At 71.9% G+C, this 16,353-nt stretch carries 13 protein-coding genes; 10 read left to right on the top strand and 3 right to left on the bottom strand.

Translation table 11 applies throughout. The annotated features are described in order from the left end of the window. From lanL to VGH85_05265, 6 genes are all read left to right on the top strand, one after another. A partial coding sequence (gene lanL / locus VGH85_05290) for a class IV lanthionine synthetase LanL (GenBank protein ID HEY2173210.1) occupies positions 1-2,320 on the top strand: 2,320 nt, incomplete at its 5' end. Further along, positions 2,317-4,119 (top strand): alpha/beta fold hydrolase, encoded by a 1,803-nt coding sequence (locus VGH85_05285; GenBank protein ID HEY2173209.1) that lies wholly within the window; start codon positions 2,317-2,319, stop codon positions 4,117-4,119. The genes lanL and VGH85_05285, both read left to right, overlap by 4 nt. A gap of 105 nt (positions 4,120-4,224) precedes the next feature. Beyond that, positions 4,225-4,431, top strand: a complete 207-nt coding sequence (locus VGH85_05280; protein ID HEY2173208.1) for a hypothetical protein — start codon at positions 4,225-4,227, stop codon at positions 4,429-4,431. Between the two features lie 247 nt (positions 4,432-4,678). Next, a complete protein-coding gene (locus VGH85_05275; protein HEY2173207.1) occupies positions 4,679-6,433 on the top strand; it encodes an ABC transporter ATP-binding protein in 1,755 nt (584 codons plus the stop codon). After that, positions 6,430-8,160 (top strand): ABC transporter ATP-binding protein, encoded by a 1,731-nt coding sequence (locus VGH85_05270; protein ID HEY2173206.1) that lies wholly within the window; start codon positions 6,430-6,432, stop codon positions 8,158-8,160. Before VGH85_05275 ends, VGH85_05270 begins: the two co-directional genes overlap by 4 nt. A gap of 10 nt (positions 8,161-8,170) precedes the next feature. Further along, positions 8,171-8,830, top strand: coding sequence for a hypothetical protein (locus tag VGH85_05265; GenBank protein HEY2173205.1), 660 nt, complete (start codon positions 8,171-8,173; stop codon positions 8,828-8,830). On the opposite strand, the gene VGH85_05260 is transcribed toward VGH85_05265, so the two are convergent. Further along, positions 8,827-9,657, bottom strand: coding sequence for an N-acetylmuramoyl-L-alanine amidase (locus tag VGH85_05260; protein ID HEY2173204.1), 831 nt, complete (start codon positions 9,655-9,657; stop codon positions 8,827-8,829). The two genes, VGH85_05265 and VGH85_05260, sit on opposite strands and share 4 nt — an antisense overlap. An 89-nt stretch (positions 9,658-9,746) precedes the next feature. Between VGH85_05260 and VGH85_05255 the strand changes: the two genes are divergently transcribed. Beyond that, on the top strand, positions 9,747-10,097 hold the full coding sequence (locus VGH85_05255) for a YbaB/EbfC family nucleoid-associated protein (protein ID HEY2173203.1): 351 nt from the start codon (positions 9,747-9,749) through the stop codon (positions 10,095-10,097). Positions 10,098-10,105: 8 nt separating this feature from the next. Then, on the top strand, positions 10,106-10,705 hold the full coding sequence (gene recR / locus VGH85_05250) for a recombination mediator RecR (protein HEY2173202.1): 600 nt from the start codon (positions 10,106-10,108) through the stop codon (positions 10,703-10,705). 3 nt (positions 10,706-10,708) lie between these two features. On the opposite strand, the gene VGH85_05245 is transcribed toward recR, so the two are convergent. Together VGH85_05245 and leuA are read right to left on the bottom strand one after the other, a co-directional pair. Next, positions 10,709-12,229 (bottom strand): hypothetical protein, encoded by a 1,521-nt coding sequence (locus VGH85_05245; protein HEY2173201.1) that lies wholly within the window; start codon positions 12,227-12,229, stop codon positions 10,709-10,711. Positions 12,230-12,268: 39 nt separating this feature from the next. Then, the gene (gene leuA, locus VGH85_05240; GenBank protein HEY2173200.1) at positions 12,269-13,993 is read right to left on the bottom strand and encodes a 2-isopropylmalate synthase; all 1,725 of its coding nucleotides are present in this window, start codon (positions 13,991-13,993) and stop codon (positions 12,269-12,271) included. Between the two features lie 184 nt (positions 13,994-14,177). Between leuA and VGH85_05235 the strand changes: the two genes are divergently transcribed. Continuing rightward, complete coding sequence (locus VGH85_05235) at positions 14,178-15,446, top strand: aspartate kinase (protein HEY2173199.1); 1,269 nt, start codon at positions 14,178-14,180, stop codon at positions 15,444-15,446. Then, positions 15,443-16,353, top strand: a 911-nt coding sequence (locus tag VGH85_05230; protein ID HEY2173198.1) for an aspartate-semialdehyde dehydrogenase, incomplete at its 3' end; no start/stop codon positions are given. The genes VGH85_05235 and VGH85_05230, both read left to right, overlap by 4 nt.

The following is a 16,353-nucleotide window of genomic DNA, read 5'->3' as shown; positions in this document are numbered from 1 at the left end:
ACGACTACACCGTGCGACCGAGGGGCTCGACGGACCGCGGATTCTCTCGGACCGGGCCTACGTTCCGGGAAGCCTCGTGCACTACCGGTACGGTGCATTCGTCGACCGCCGCGTGCTCAGCAATGACGGCATCTACCGCCGGGTGATCGTCGACCCCGACGGCCGACTCGTCGACGACCGGCGTGAGCCGCGCTTCGCGCCACCGACCTGGGCGAGGTCGCCTTTTCCCGACACCGCAGGGGAATCCGCGCCGCGCCGCGCCGACCATGCGCCGCGCGAGATCCTGCTCGCCGACCGATTCGCCGTACGCCAAGCGATTCAGCACGCCAACAAGGGCGGCGTCTACCGCGCGGTCGACACCACCGACGGCTCAGACGTCGTCATCAAAGAGGCCCGCCCACACGTTCAGACCAGCCGGCAGCACAGGGATGTCCGGGACGTCCTGCGTTCCGAGGCCCGCCTGCTCGAGATTCTCGGTCCGCTCGGCCTGGCACCTCGACTCGTCGACGTCTTCGACCAGGGCGGCCATGTCTTTCTCGTCGAGGAGTTCCTCCACGGGACGTCGCTGCGGGAATGGGTGCTGGACCGGGTGCGCCGTACCGGGCCGCGTCGGCACCTGAGGGAAGCGCTTTCAGTCGCGCGGGAGCTGGCCGACATCGTGGATCGGGTGCACGCGGCCGGCGTGGTGCTCCGCGATCTCAGTCCCAACAATGTGCTCGTTCTCGACGACGGCCAATTGCGCCTGATCGATCTCGAGCTCGCCGTGACGTGCTCCGATGAGGTGGATCAGTCGGTGGCGGGAGGTACGCCCGGCTACGGTGCGCCCGAACAGTTCGTCGGTGCGCCGCCGTCGGTGACCGCCGACTACTTCAGCCTCGGCGCCACCGTGTGTTTTCTCCTCGGCGGCGCCGACCCCTACCTCGCCGAGGACGAGCCGGCCGGACGGTCGCTGGCGAGCCGACTGCGCACGTGGCTGTCCGCCGGCGCGCCCACCATCGGCCTGACCGACGACCTGCAGGAGGCGATCCTGGGGCTGATGGCCGACGAGCCGGAGCACAGGTCGACGACTGCGGACCTTCGTCGGGTGCTGCCGGAACGCCGGGAGACGCCGTCGAGCAGGCAGCTGCCGGGACTCGACGACGACCAATGGTCGGCCGCGATCGAGGGAATCGTCGGTCATCTGCTCGAGGCGAAAACCGTGTCCGGGGACGACTTCTGGCCGCTGGCGGATTCGATCGCGGCCAATGACCCCTGCAACGTCCAACACGGCGCCGCGGGTGTGGTCGGTGCGCTGACCCGCTGCTGGCGCGCAACCGGCGACGACCGGCTCGTCGAGCTCATCGCCGATGCCTGCAGCTGGATCGAGAAGACCGTGGCGCACGAGCCGCCCCGCCCGCCCGGCTTGTATTTCGGGTTGGCCGGGATCGCGTGGGCCCTCCATGACGCGGGCTGCGCACTCGGCGACGACGGGCTGGCGGGCCGCGCGCGGGACTTGGCGCGGTCGCTGCCGGACAGCTGGCCGAATCCGGATCTGACGCACGGGACGGCGGGAATCGGGCTGACATTCCTGCACCTCTACCAGGAAGCCGGAACCGAGGAGTTCCTCACCCGCGCGCACCGGTCCGCCGATGCGCTCATCTCCTCGGTGATCGAGGATCCGGCGGGCGTGTTCTGGGAAACTCCCGAGTCTTTCGACTCACTGTTCGCCGGCGACCGCTCGTACGGGTTCGCGCACGGCGACGCCGGCATCGCCCACTTCCTGCTCGCGATGGCCCGGGTGACCGGCCGTCCGGACTGCCTTCGGCTGGCCGTCCGGGCCGGGGAGACCCTGCTCGGCGCAGCCATCACCGGCGACGCGGCGGCGCGGTGGCCATCCGGTCCCGGCGCCGACGCCCCGATGCCCTACTGGTGCCACGGCTCGTCCGGGGTCGGGACCCTGTTGATCCGCCTCTACGCGGCCACCGGCGAGGTGCGGTTCCGCGCGCTGGCCGAGATGGCCGCCCAGGCCGTCCTCGACCACGCGTGGGGCGGTTCGCTGGGCCAGTGCCACGGGACCGCCGGCAACGCCGAATTCCTCCTCGACATGGCCGACGTCCTGCCCGACCACAACTTCTCGACGCGGGCGGACGGCCTGGCCGCCGTGGTCTTCGGCGGCCGCGTCTACCGGTCCGGACGGGTGGTCTTCCCCGACGACGAATCCGGGATCTCCGCCGAATGGGCCGGCGGACTCAGCGGAATCCTCGCCTTCCTGATCCGCCTTCATGACCGCGGGCAGCGGCTGTGGATGGTCGACGAGGGCACCGCTGGGGGGCGGGCATGACGGCGGCGACGGCCGTTCGTGGCCAGAAGACCGGTCCGAACGGTGGTGTCGTCGCAGGTCCGTGTCGGCGGATCAATGTGGCGTTCTCCGCCGGCGGCCGGTGGGCGAGCTGCGTCCGGGTGTGCGACGAGCAGATCACCCTCGAGCGATGGGTATTCCCGGACGACCGGGCACCGCGCCGCGAGTCGGTGGACGGCGTCGCGGCCGATGTCGGAACGCAGTCGCTTCCGCTCGATGACGGCCGACTGATCGTCTTTCCCAATTCCGACGAGCAGCACCAGGTGGTGATGGTCGGCGCCGGAACCGACTCAGTCACGCCGCTCGGCATGGTGGCGGCACTCGGCGGATATCTCCTGGCGAGCCCGTCGCCTGATCTGCTCGGACTGCTCATCACCTTCGACGACGCCGATGCGTCGACGATCTGGCGGGTGACCGACTCTCCGGTGACGATGACGCGCGCCGTACGCCTCGGCGGAACACTGTCCGGTGGCGCGTGGCTCGACCCGCAGGGCAACCTTGTCGTGCTCAACCGCCGACACGGTTCCGGGACGTCCGAGGCGATTGCCGTCGACCTCGATGAGGGTGCACACGCCCCCGTCTTCTCCGTTTCCGACAAGACCAACGACCTGGTGCTGCTCGCCGACCCGCGGTCCCGGCTTGTCGTCGTGAGCACGGATGCGACCGGTGAACGACGACTCGGCTGGACCACGATCGGCGCCGGCGAGTCCATTCATTTCCCGGAACGGCTCAACGCACCGGGGCACGACCGGCAGGTACTCTCCCTCGACCCGGCCGGCTCCCGCGTGCTGCTCCACGAACAGCGCGGAACCACCTCGCGGCTTTCGGTGTACGGCCTCGCCGACGACAGTGAATGCGACCTCGACATCCCGGTCGGAGCGGCGTTGCTCTGCCCGTCCTGGACCGACGATGCGATCCGGCTCCCGTTCTCCACGCCGCGGTCGCCCACCACGATGCTGACCATTCCGACCGACGGTCGGCCGGCACAACTGCACACCGATCCCGACTACACCGGTCCCGCGACCGCCGACGCCGAGCTGGTGCAGTTCGACGGAGCGGTCGGACCGGTCGAGGCGATCGTCTACGGCGGACCCGGGTGGCGTAGCCGCGACCGGGTTGTCATCGCCCTGCACGGCGGCCCGGTGTCCAGCTGGCGGATGGAATATGACCCGCTGTTCCAGGCCCTCGCCCGCGCCGGGTGTGCAGTCGTCGCCCCCAACTGCCGCGGCAGCGTGGGTTACGGCGACGACCACCTCGAGCCGATCCGCGGTGACTGGGGTGGCCCGGACCTCGACGACGTACTCCACATCGCCGCGCAGCTCGAGCGCGAGCGGGACCCGCACGCGCGCAAGCCCGTCGTGCTGGGCGCCAGCTACGGCGGCTACCTCGCGTTGCTCGCCGCCGGTTCGGCGCCGGACCGGTGGTCGGCGTGTGTCGCCGTCGCGCCGTTCCTGTCGACCGAGCGGTTGTACGCCGAAGCCTCGCCGTGGGTGGGGAACAACGTCGCCGGAGCCGGCGCGCTCGCGACCGTGGCGGCGGACCGGACGACCCGGGACGTGCTTGCGGTGTGCGAATCGATCTCGGTTCCGCTGCTGGTCGCCCACGGTGTCGACGACGAGCTCATTCCGGTCGGCCAGTCCCGGGCGCTGCGGGATCGGCTGCGCGCAGCCGGTCGCACCGACGGCGTCGACTACCGCGAAGTAGCCGCCAACCACGACTCCACCTGTCGACTCGAACGGTCCGCGCTGCGGGCGGCCGTCGTCTCCTTCGTGCTGTCATGACGACGTCGACCCGGGCCCGCGGCCCTCCGCACGCGTCGCTGATACGACGCACGTCCGATGACACATCACTCGGCACGACCATCATTCGACGGAAGGTATGAAGCGATGCACCTCGACAATCTTGCTCTGGACGTTGCAGACCTCCAGCAGCTGCCCGAAACCGCTCCGGTCCAGTTCGACACCGTTCAGCTGGGTTGTGGCTGCGGCGGCGGCGGCAAGGGCCGTGGCGGCGGCGGCGGCGGCAGCTGCCTGCTGACCTCCTGCAACATCCTCAGCACCGCCTGCAACATCATCGCGGTTACCGTCCTCTAGCTCTCCGAGCGCACGTCAGAGGGCGCGCGAGAAGGTGCGGAAGCGATCGCGGAAGACGCCTCCGCACCGAGGAATAAGGACAGCCCGGCGCCGACATCGATGGGGTGAGGCGCTGGGTTAGCCGGGGGTGCGGAAGCGGTCGCGGAAGAACCGCCTCCGCACCCCTGGCGCTCCCCTACGCCGAGCATGGTCCCTCGTGCCGTAGTGGAAGCGATACCAACCGTAACAGCGGTCAAGCGAGGTGCCCATGGATCTGCCGGCCGCCGAGGAGCGGGCCGCGGGCACGCGACTGCTCGTCAGCGCCAGCCGGCGCGCCGTCCCGTGGGCGGTGGCCTTCGTCGTGGCCAACCTGGCGCGGACCGCGGGTGTTCTGCTGACGCCGGTGCTGCTCGGCGCGGCCATCGATGCCGCCACCCGGGGCACCGGCCTGCCGAGGGCGCTGCTGCGCCTCGGGATCGCCATCGCCGTGGTCGCGGTCGGCGAGGCCGTCGCCGACATCTCCGGCGCCTATTACGGTGCCGACGTCACCGTGGACACCCGGCGCCGGCTGATCCGCCGGACGCTCGCCCTCGGCGTCGCGGGCCAGCGCCTGTTCCCGGCCGGAAACCTGCTCTCGCGGCTCACCATCGACGCCTCGGCGGTCGCGTCCTTCATTCCGCTCCTGACGGCGGCGACCGTCGTCGCGGTGAGCTCGGTCGGTGCGCTCGTCGCGTTGGCCCTCATCGACTGGACACTGGCGATCGTCTTCCTGGTCGCCGTACCGGCGGCGGCACTGTTCCTCCGGGCCTTCGTCGGCCGGGCCGGTGAGCAGCTGCAGCGCTACCAGCAACTGCAGGCCGACATCATCACCCGGCTGGTCGACGCGTATCACGGCGCGCGGACCATCCGGGCCAGCGGCACGCTCGACCAGGAGACCGCGCGCATCCTCGAGCCGCTTCCCGAGCTCAACGCCACCGGCCGGCGGGGCTGGCAGATCCAACGTCAGGTGAGTTGGCAGCTGCTGCTTCTCGCGCCGCTGGTTCAGGTGCTCGTGCTCTCCGTCGGCGGCTGGGCGCTCGCGAGCCACCGGATCACGGCGGGGGAACTCGTCGCCGCTGCGGCGTACATCTCGATGGCCATGGACAGCCTCGAACTCGTCGACGTCGTGGTCGGCGTACTGCACTGCCAGGTCGGGGCCGGCCGGGTGGCGAGCGTGCTGTCCGCTGCGCTGCCGGTCCCGCCGCCGGAGGTGCCCCTGGCGCTCCCGGCCGGATTCGGCCACGTGCAGCTGCGCGGCGTGTCCGTCTGCGCCGACGAGCGCACCGTGCTCGACGAGATCGACCTGACGGTGCCCGCGGGGACGAGCCTCGCGGTCGTCGGCCGGTCCGGAGCCGGGAAGACGACGCTGGTCTCCCTGGTCGGCCGGCTGCTCGACCCGTCCGCCGGCAAGGTGCTGCTCGACGGGGCGGAGCTGGCCTACGTCGAGCCGCACCAGATGCGCCGGGCCGTCGTCTACGCCTTCGAGCGGCCGGCACTGCTCGGTGCCACCGTGCACGACGCGATCGCCTACGCGCGACCGTCCGCGTCCAGGATCCGGGTGCAGGCTGCCGCCAAAGCAGCGGCCGCTGACGACTTCATCAACCTGCTGCCCCAGGGTTACGACACCTCGCTCGCCGACGCGCCGCTCTCCGGCGGCGAGGCGCAGCGGCTCGGCTTGGCCCGCGCGATCCTGTCCGACGCGCGGGTGCTCGTGCTCGACGACGCGACCAGCAGCCTCGACACCGCCACCGAGGTCAGGGTCGCCGACGCCTTGGCGACGGTGCTCGCCGACCGCACCTCGTTGGTGGTGGCGCACCGGGCCACGACGGCGGCCCGGGCCGATGCGGTGGCCTGGCTCGAGGGCGGGCGGTTGCGGGCGGTGGCACCACACCTGGTCCTGTGGGCCGACCCGGACTACCGGGAGGTGTTCGCCGACCCGGCGACCGACGCCGCGGAGCCGGACGAGGGGGCGATGCTGCGGTGACCTCCCCCGGAAGCCGCCTGCTGGTCCGGCATCTGGCGCCGCGTTGGGCGGCGATGACGCGGGTCGCTGCCTGGTCGATCGTGCAGGGCGTGCCGAGCTTCTTCTCCGGCATGCTGGTCGCCCGGGCCATCGACCACGGTTTCCTGGCCGGCCGGCCAGGCGCCGGACTCGCCTGGCTGGGTGTCTTCGCTGCGACCCAGGTCGTCGGCGCCGTCGCGACCCGCCAGGTGTACCCGTGGCTGGCCGAGACCATCGAGTCGCTGCGGGACGGCCTCGTGACCGACGTCGTCGGCGGGTCGATGGCGCGGGTGGTGTCGGGGGACCGACGGGCCGGCGGAGCGAGCGTCGCCCAGGCGACGGGGCAGGTGGAGTCGGTCCGGCAACTGTTGTCGTCGTTGCTCAGCAACGCACAGGAGTTCGTCAGCGTGGTCGTCGGCGCGCTCGGCGGCCTCGCCGTACTCTCGCCGACCCTGGCCCTGATCGTCGCCCCGATGGTTCTGGCCGCGGTGGCCGCGTTCGTCGGCTTCGTCAAGCTCCTCGTCAGCCGCCAGCGGGCGGTGCTGCTGGCGGGCGAGCAGGTCAGCGCGGTCGCCGCACCGGTGGTCAACGGCGTCCGCGACGTCATCGCCTCGGCCGCACAGGACGCCGCCGCCGAGGCCGTCACCGACGCGGTCGAGGCGCAGGCCGATGCCCAGCGGGCCTTCGCCCGCGCTCGCGTAAGCCGGCTGCTGGTGGTCGCCCTGGGAGCGCAGCTCCCGTTGCTCGCGGTCCTCGCCGTGTCTCCCTGGCTGATCGAGCACCGGCAGGCCACGGTCGGGACGATCGCGGGTGCTGCGGTCTACCTGGCCACCGGCATGGAGCCGGCGTTCCGGTTCCTCGTCAACGCCGGCGGCACGTCGCTGATCAGTCTCGGCGCGGTCCTCGCGCGGCTCGCCGAGGTTTGCGCTCCCACCGTGAACACCACCGCGACACTGCCGGCCGCGACCCCGGACGGGTACGCCCTCGACGTCGAAGGGCTCCGCTTCGCCTACTCCCGCAACTCCGAACCGGTCGTGGACGACCTGTCGATCACCGTGCCTGCGGGAACCCACCTCGCGGTGGTCGGGCCCAGCGGGATCGGCAAGTCGACGCTGGCCAACCTGCTCTCCGGACTGGCGGTGCCGCAACAGGGCTGGGTGCGGCTGGGCGGCGTACCGCTGGAGGCGGTTCGGGAGGCTGAGCTGCGCCTGCGGGTCACCCTCATCCCGCAGGAGGCCTACGTCTTCACCGGCACGATCCGGGACAACCTCACCTATCTCCGGCCGTACGCGACCAGCGACCAGGTGACCGAGGCGGTCTCGGCGGTCGGGCTCGCCGAGACCGTCGACCGGCTCGGCGGTCTCGACGCGGAGATCCCGCCGGGCGGCGGAGCGTTGTCGGCCGGCGAGCGCCAACTCGTCGCCCTGGCCCGGGCCTACCTCTCCCCGGCCCGCGTAGTGATCCTCGACGAGGCCACCTGTCACCTCGATCCGACCGCCGAGGCCCGCGCGGAAAAGGCCTTCACCGCAAGGGCAGGAACGCTCATCGTGGTCGCCCACCGGGTCAGCTCGGCGATGCGCGCCGAGCAGGTCCTGCTGATGGACGGGGCCCGCCCGATCCTCGGCACCCACGAATCGCTGCTCGAGCTCGGTGGGCTCTACGCCGAGCTTGTCGGCCATTGGCAGGGCGTGGCGCCGATAGCCAGCTAATGTCGGTTTGATGCTGATCGCGCGCCAGGCCCGATCGACGGTCTGGCTCGTGGTCGGCGCATGCGTGCTGCTGACGGTGCTCCTGATCACCGCCTACCCCGCCGCGCACATCCGCCGGCATGTCGACCGCCCGATCGACGCGTGGCTGCACGACGCACTGGCCGGCCAGCACACCCTCCTGCGGGCAGTCACCGGCCTCGGCGCGCTGCCCGGGGTCCTCGTCGAATGTGCCGTGATCATCGCGCTGTGCGTGATCGGGCACCGCTGGCGGGCCGTGGCGCTCACCGTGCTCGGGCCCGGGATCGCCGTCGTCCTCACCGAGTGGGCGATCAAGCCGGTCGTGGCCGACCTGGTCGCGTCCTACCTGGTCTTCCCGAGCGGACACGCGGCCGCGATCAGCTCGGTCGGCACGGTCGCCGCGGTCGTGCTGCTCGGCCCGTCGCGGCCGGCCTGGCCGGCGTGGGCCCGGCGGGGGATCGTCGCGCTCCTGGCGCTCGCCACCGCGGCGGTGTCGGTCGCGGTGGTCGGGCTGGCCTGGCACCTGGCGACCGACACGGTCGGCGGAGTCTGCGTCGGGGTCGCGACCGTGCTGGTCGTCGCCCGGCTGCTCGACGCGCTCGGCGCGTCGTCGGTGGCGACCGGCGAACCGGCCCGATCGGGTGTGGGCTAGCCGGACAGGAACGCCACGATCCCCGCGGCGAGCGCCGCCGCGATGCGTTGCCGCCCGGCCCGGCTCGACATCAGCCGAGCATCGCCGGGGTCGCGCATGTTGCCGCACTCGACCAGGACCGACGGGCGTACCGAGAGATTCAGGCCGCCGAGGTCGGACCGGATTGAGTAGCCGTTCCGGCCGATGTAGGTCGCCGTGGTCAGCCCGGTGTGCACCCGCAGCCGGTCGTGTACGTCGACCGCCAGCCGGCGGGAGGCCGCCGCGATCCGCGGGCCGGCCGGGTCGCCGGTTGCCTGGATCACCTGGAAGCCGTGGCCGGTGGCGGCTCCGTCGCCGTGGATCGAGACGACCGCGGCCGCCCGGGCCCGGTTGCCGATCTCGGCGCGCCGGTCGACGCAGGGTCCCACCCCCGTGTCGGTGGACCGGGTCAGCACGACCCGGACGCCGTCGCCGGCCAGGATCGTCCGCACCCGCCGGGCCACGTCCCAGTTGAAGGCGTGCTCGGGGTAGCCGGCGTCGGTCGCCGTACCCGTGGTGTTGCACGGCTTACGCCGGCCGTCGCCGGCCGGGACCTGCCGGTTGATCACCTCCGGGTGGGCACCGTTACCACCGTCGTGGCCAGGGTCGAGTACAACGGTTTTGCCGCGCGCCTGCGCGGGGGTCGCGGTGGCCCGTGGGCGCGGCCCGGCCTGCGGTGCTGCGCTGCTCCGGGCCGGGGCGGGGCTGCCCGAACCGGCCGTCGTCGAGCAGCCCAGTCCGACCGCGGCGGCCAAGAGCAGGGCGGCGCCGGCGGTGAGCCGGGAAGGTCGAAACGCTGGTATGGGCACTGCCCCCAGCGTGCCATCGCGTGCCCCTCGGCCGGCGAGCGCCGCGGCGACTACGCTGGAAACAGACCAGCGCCGACGAAGGAGATGCCGTGCAGCCGGGTGGCCAGCCGAACATGGCGGAACTGATGAAGCAGGCGCAGAAGATGCAGCAGCAGATGGCGTCGGCTCAGCAGGAGCTGGCGGCGGCCTCGGTGACCGGCAGCGCCGGCGGCGGGCTCGTCACGGCCACGATGACCGGCGCCGGCGAGTTGACCGCCGTGACGATCGATCCGACGGCGGTCGACCCGGCCGACATCGAGACCCTGCAGGACCTCGTGGTGGCCGCCGTACGCGACGCCAACCACAACGCGACGACGCTCGCCGCGGAGAAGATGGAGCCGGTGACCGGCGGTCTGGGCGGCTTGGGCGGTCCGGGCGGCATGCCCGGTCTGCCGTTCTAGCGGGCGACGTGTACGAAGGCGCCGTACAGGACCTGATCGACGAACTCGGGTTGCTGCCGGGCATCGGACCCAAGAGCGCCCAGCGGATCGCCTTCCACCTGCTCGCCGCCGATCCCGGGGAGGTCCAGCGCCTCGCCGCCGTGCTCACCCGGGTCAAGGACGAGGTGCGTTTCTGCCAGGTGTGCGGCAACGTCGCCGAGGCGGAGGAGTGCCGGATCTGCCGCGATCCGCGCCGCGACGAGACCGTCATCTGCGTCGTCGAGGAACCCAAGGACGTCGTGGCCATCGAGAAGACCCGGGAGTTCCACGGTCGCTACCACGTCCTCGGCGGGGCGATCAGCCCGATCGAGGGGATCGGCCCGGACGACCTGCGGGTGCGGGAGCTCATGACCCGGCTCGCCGCCGCTGCGGTCAGCGAGCTGATCCTCGCCACGGACCCCAACCTGGAGGGCGAGGCGACGGCCACCTATCTCGCCCGGCTGGTCAAACCGATGGGGCTGCGGGTCACCCGGCTGGCCAGTGGGCTGCCGGTCGGCGGCGACCTGGAGTACGCCGACGAGGTGACGCTCGGCCGGGCCTTCGAGGGCCGCCGGCTGGTCGACCAGTAACCGTCAGAAGACCACGGGGCGGACCGTCCAGTGCCGCCCGTCGTCGGCTGAGGTGAACACGAGGTCGTCGCGCCCCCGGCCCTGACCGGTGCCATAGACGATCCCGTCGTGGGTGACTCCCGCGAGGACGACGGGTTCGGCCCGGCCCGCGACCTGCGGGTCACGAACCTGCACCAGGCGCGCGCCGTGGTCCTCGGTGTGCCAGGTGGTGGGGCCGTAGCCGCCCAGCCACAGCTCCCCGTCGGGAAGGACGGACTGGACCACCGCGCCCGGTCGCGGATCGAGCGGGGGCAGCAGATGCCAGGTGCTTCCGGCGCGTCCGTCGAGGCGCCAGGTGCGCCGTACGGTCCCGTCGCCGGGGAGCTTGGACTGCAGGTAGACGCCGCCGCCGATGGTCGGGAAGAGGCCGGCGACCTCCTCGTTCGGCCGCAGCCGGGGCAACGCGACCGGGACCCACGTGCGACCGGCGTCGTCGCTCTCGACCAGCCGTGGCGTGAAGCGGCGGGTCCGGTCGTAGCCGTCGACCCAGATCCGGCCACCGGGCCGGAACGGCACCTCGACGTTGGGGTCGTCGACCGGCGGTTGCTGCCGGAATGCGCGGGTGACGTCGTCCACCGGGTCGGTCGCGGCGACCTGCAGCCGTCCCTGCCCGCCGCTGGAGAAGACGCCCACGCTCCATCCTCTCGGCAGGGCATCGATCGGCGGCCCGGCCCGGAAGACCTCCGGCGCCGGCGCGGTCTGCCAGGTCCGGCCGCCGTTATGGCTGACCGCGCGCAGCCGGACCGTCGCCGGCGTCTTGATCGACAACCCGGCCGACAACGGGCCGCCGCCGGTGTTGGTCTTGCGGCCGAAGTCGACGGACAGTTGGTTGCGGTCGGCCACGGTGAGCGTGGCCGCTCCCGGATCGGCGTTGAACGACTCCGGTACGGCGATCCGGGTCCAGTGCTGCCCACCGTCGTCCGTCCTGGCGAGCTGCAGGGCGCAGGGCTGACGTCCGCAGGACTGCAGCAGTGCCCAGCCGTGGCTGTGGTCGGCGAACTGCAGCTGCGCGACCGCCGCGCCGTGCGGGAGGGTCGTGGGTCGCTCGACCACCGCGCCGATCGAGACGAGCCCGGCCACGACGACGGCCGTCACGGCAGCGGCGGTCCGGTTCCGACGCCGCTCAGCCCGGGCCCGGGCCCGAACCTCCTCGAACGGCGGCTGGCGGATCGCGTCGGCACGTGGGGAGGCCGAGTCCGGCTCGAGGTCGAGCCGGTCGATGCGGCCGGTCGGCCGACCGCCGCCCAGTGCCCGGTCGAGCAGGGACTGGCGGCGGTGCCGCTGATGGGCCAGGGTCAGTGCCGACTCGCGGAGCCAGGCCTCGGGCCCGTCCCGCCCGCGCAGCCGCCGGGGCCGCCGTACGGCGCGCGCGAAGGCCCGCTGCACGCACGCCTCCGCCTCGCCGAGGTCGTCGAGGATCGCGAAGGCCGCGACGACGAGCCGGCGGTAGCACCCGCCGTACAGCGTCCGGACGTCCACGCGCACCTACCCAGTGTCACCCGGACCCGGCGCCCGCGGCGCGGGCTACCGGCTGGCGCGGTTCACGGCGCTCACGACGGCCCGCAGCGATGCGGTCACGATGTTGGCGTCGACGCCGACCCCCCAGCGCACCTGATCGCCGACGGTCACCTCGACGTAGGCCGCCGCCTTCGCGTCGCCGCCGGCGGAGAGCGCGTGCTCGGCGTAGTCGAGCACCCGGGCCTGGACGTCGATGTCGGCGAGGGCCGCGACGAAGGCCGCGATCGGGCCGTTGCCGACCCCCTCGATCTCCCGGCGTACGCCGTCCACCTCGACCTCGACGGTGAGCACGTCCTGGTCCTCGCTGGTCGAGGAGGAGTGGTGGGTGAGCAGCGCGAGCCGGCCGGCGGGCTCGAGGTAGTCGGCCGCGAAGACCTCCCACATCTGCTCCGGCGCCACCTCGCCGCCGTCGTCGTCGGTGACTCGCTGCACGACCTGGCTGAACTCGATCTGCAGCCGCCGCGGCAGGTCGAGCGCGTGCTCGCTCTTCATGACGTAGGCGACGCCGCCCTTGCCCGACTGCGAGTTGACCCGGATGACGGCCTCGTAGCTGCGGCCGACGTCGTGCGGGTCGATCGGCAGGTAGGGCACATTCCAGGTCATCTCGTCAGTGCTCTTGCCGGCCGCCGCGGCCTCGCGCTCGAGCGCCTCGAACCCCTTCTTGATCGCGTCCTGGTGCGAGCCGGAGAACGCCGTGTAGACCAGGTCGCCGCCGTAGGGGTGCCGCTCGTGTACGGGCAGCTGGTTGCAGTATTCGACGGTCCGGCGGATCTCGTCGATGTCGGAGAAGTCGATCATCGGGTCGATGCCCTGGCTGAACAGGTTCAGCCCCAGGGTCACCAGGTCGACGTTGCCGGTCCGCTCGCCGTTGCCGAAGAGCGTTCCCTCGATCCGGTCCGCGCCGGCCATCACGGCCAGCTCGGCGTCGGCCACCGCCGTACCCCGGTCGTTGTGCGTGTGCACCGACAGGCAGACGTGCTCGCGGTGCGGCAGGGTGCGGCTCATCCACTCGATCTGATCGGCGTAGACGTTGGGCGTCGAGCGCTCGACGGTGCAGGGCAGGTTGAGGATGATCTCCCGGCCGGGACCGGGCTGCCAGGCGTCCATCACCGCCGCGCAGATCTCGACCGCGTAGTCGAGCTCGGTGTCCATGAAGATCTCCGGCGAGTACTCGTAGCCGAAGAGGCAGTCCTCGCCGAGATACTCCTCGGCGTACTTCATCACCGACCGGGTGCCGTCGACGGCGATCGCCTTGCACTCCTCGCGGCCGAAGCCGAAGACGACCTTGCGGAAGACGGGGGCGGTGGCGTTGTAGAGGTGCACCGTGGCGCGGTGCGTCCCGACCAGGCTCTGCACGGTGCGCCGGATGAGGTCGTCGCGCGCCTGGGTCAGGACGGAGATCGTGACATCGTCGGGGATGTGACCGCCCTCGACGAGCTGGCGGACGAAGTCGAAGTCGGCCTGGCTGGCCGACGGGAAGCCGACCTCGATCTCCTTGTAACCCATGGCGACCAGGAGGTCGAACATCCGGCGCTTGCGGGCCGGGGTCATCGGGTCGATCAGCGCCTGGTTGCCGTCGCGTAGGTCGGTCGAGAGCCAGCGCGGCGCGGCGGTGATCTGACGCTCGGGCCAGCTGCGGTCAGGCAGGTCGACCCGGGCGAAAGTGCCGTATTTGTGGATCGGCATGCCGCTGGGGCGCTGCAGATTATTGGTAGGGACGGACTGGGTCATTTGGGGCTGCTCCCTGATACCGGACGAGGAGTGCGGCCGACGCACGCACGAAACCCGCGGCGAGGGAGCGGGCCTCTATCGGCCCCCGCCGCGGCAGGTAAGCAGCAGGCCAGTGACGGCCTGGCGTCCAGTCACGAGCGTCAGCATACCGCCGGTACGCTGATACGGCGAAAGGGAGGTGTCTGTGGGGCTCGTCGTGCAGAAGTACGGCGGCTCCTCGGTCGCTGACGCCGAGCGGATCAAGCGGGTCGCCGAGCGCATCGTCGCAACGCGCCGCGAGGGGCACAACGACGTCGTGGTCGTGGTCTCCGCCATGGGCGACACGACCGACGAGCTGCGTGATCTCGCCGAGCAGGTGTCGCCGCTGCCACCGGGCCGCGAGCTGGACATGCTGCTCACCGCCGGTGAGCGGATCTCGATGGCCCTGCTCGCCATGGCGATCGGCACCCTCGGCCTGGAGGCCCGCTCGTTCACGGGGTCGCAAGCGGGGGTGATCACCGACTCGGCCCACGGGCGGGCCCGGATCATCGACATCACCCCCGGCCGGATCCAGGGAGCCCTCGACGACGGCGCCATCGCGATCGTCGCCGGCTTCCAAGGGGTCAGCCAGGACACCAAGGACATCACCACCCTGGGCCGCGGCGCCTCGGACACCACGGCGGTCGCGCTGGCCGCCGCCCTCGGTGCCGACGTCTGCGAGATCTACACCGACGTCGACGGCGTCTTCACCGCCGACCCCCGGATCGTGCCCCGGGCCCGCCGGCTGGACACGGTCACCTACGAAGAGATGCTCGAGATGGCGGCCTGCGGGGCGAAGGTCCTGCACCTGCGGTGCGTCGAATACGCGCGGCGCTACGGCACCGCGGTGCACGTGCGGTCGTCGTTCTCGCAGCTTCCCGGTACGACCGTGACCGGATCGATGGAGGATCTTTCTGTGGAGCAAGCCATCATCAGCGCCGTCGCGCACGATCGCAGCGAGGCGAAGGTCACCGTCGTCGGCGTACCGGACAAGCCGGGGGAGGCCGCGGCCATCTTCCGGGCCCTCGCCGAGGCCGAGATCAACATCGACATGATCGTGCAGAACGTGTCCGCGGCCGCGACCGCCCGCACCGACATCTCCTTCACCCTCCCGAAGACCGACGGGAAGCTCGCGATGGAGACGCTGCACAAGATCCGGGAGCAGGTCGGGTTCGACAGCCTCCTCTACGACGACCATGTCGGGAAGGTGTCCCTGGTCGGCGCCGGCATGCGGTCGCACCCCGGTGTCTCGGCGACGTTCTTCGGCGCGCTGGCCGACTCCGGGGTCAACGTCGAGCTCATCTCCACGTCGGAGATCCGAATCTCCGTGGTGGTCCGCGACACCGACCTCGACGTCGCGGTCCGGGCGCTGCACGACGCGTTCGAACTCGGCAGCAACGTCGACGCGGTCATCTACGGCGGGACCGGGCGATGAGCCGACCGACCCTGGCCGTGGTGGGCGCCACCGGCGCGGTGGGCACCGTCATGCTCGGAATCCTCACCGAGCGACCCGACGTGTGGGGCGAGATCCGGCTCATCGCGTCGCCGCGGTCGGCCGGCCGCCGGCTCCGCGTCCGCGGGGCCGAGGTGACCGTCCAGGCCCTCGATGCCGGGGCCTTCGACGGCGTCGATGTGGCGATGTTCGACGTACCCGACGAGGTCTCGGCGCAGTGGGCGCCGGTGGCGGCCGCCCGTGGCGCTGTCGTGGTCGACAACTCCGGCGCCTTCCGCATGGACCCCGCCGTGCCGCTCGTCGTACCCGAGGTCAATCCCGACCAGGCCCGCGAACGGCCCAAGGGGATCATCGCCAACCCCAACTGCACGACCCTGACCATGATGGACGCGATGGGGGTGCTGCACCGGCGGTGGCAGCTCACCGCACTGGTGGTCGCGTCCTACCAGGCGGCATCCGGCGCGGGCCAGCCCGGCGTCGACCGGCTCTATGACGAGATGGACGCCGTCGGCGGGGACCGCAGCCTTGGCCAGGTCGCCGGCGACGTCCGCAAGGCGGTCGGTGATGGGCCGTCGCCGTTCCCCGCGCCGTTGGCTCTCAACGTCGTCCCCTGGGCGGGCTCGGCGCGCGATCACGGGTGGTCGTCGGAGGAGCTGAAGGTCCGCAACGAGTCCCGCAAGATCCTCGGCATCCCCGACCTGGCGGTCTCGGCGACCTGTGTACGGGTCCCGGTCATGACCACCCACTCGCTCGCCGTCCACGCCACGTTCGCGACCGAGGTCTCGGTGGGCGAGGCCCGCGCGGCCCTGGAGGCGGCGCCGAGCGTCGTGGTCCTCGACGACCCGGAGGCCGGGGTGTTCCCGACGCCGGCGGAGGCGGTCGGCACGGA

The sequence above is a fragment of the Mycobacteriales bacterium genome (assembly GCA_036497565.1).
GTDB lineage: Bacteria > Actinomycetota > Actinomycetes > Mycobacteriales > QHCD01 > DASXJE01.
The sequence above is the reverse complement of the archived record's forward strand: the minus strand, read 5'-3'. Positions and strand labels throughout refer to the sequence as shown.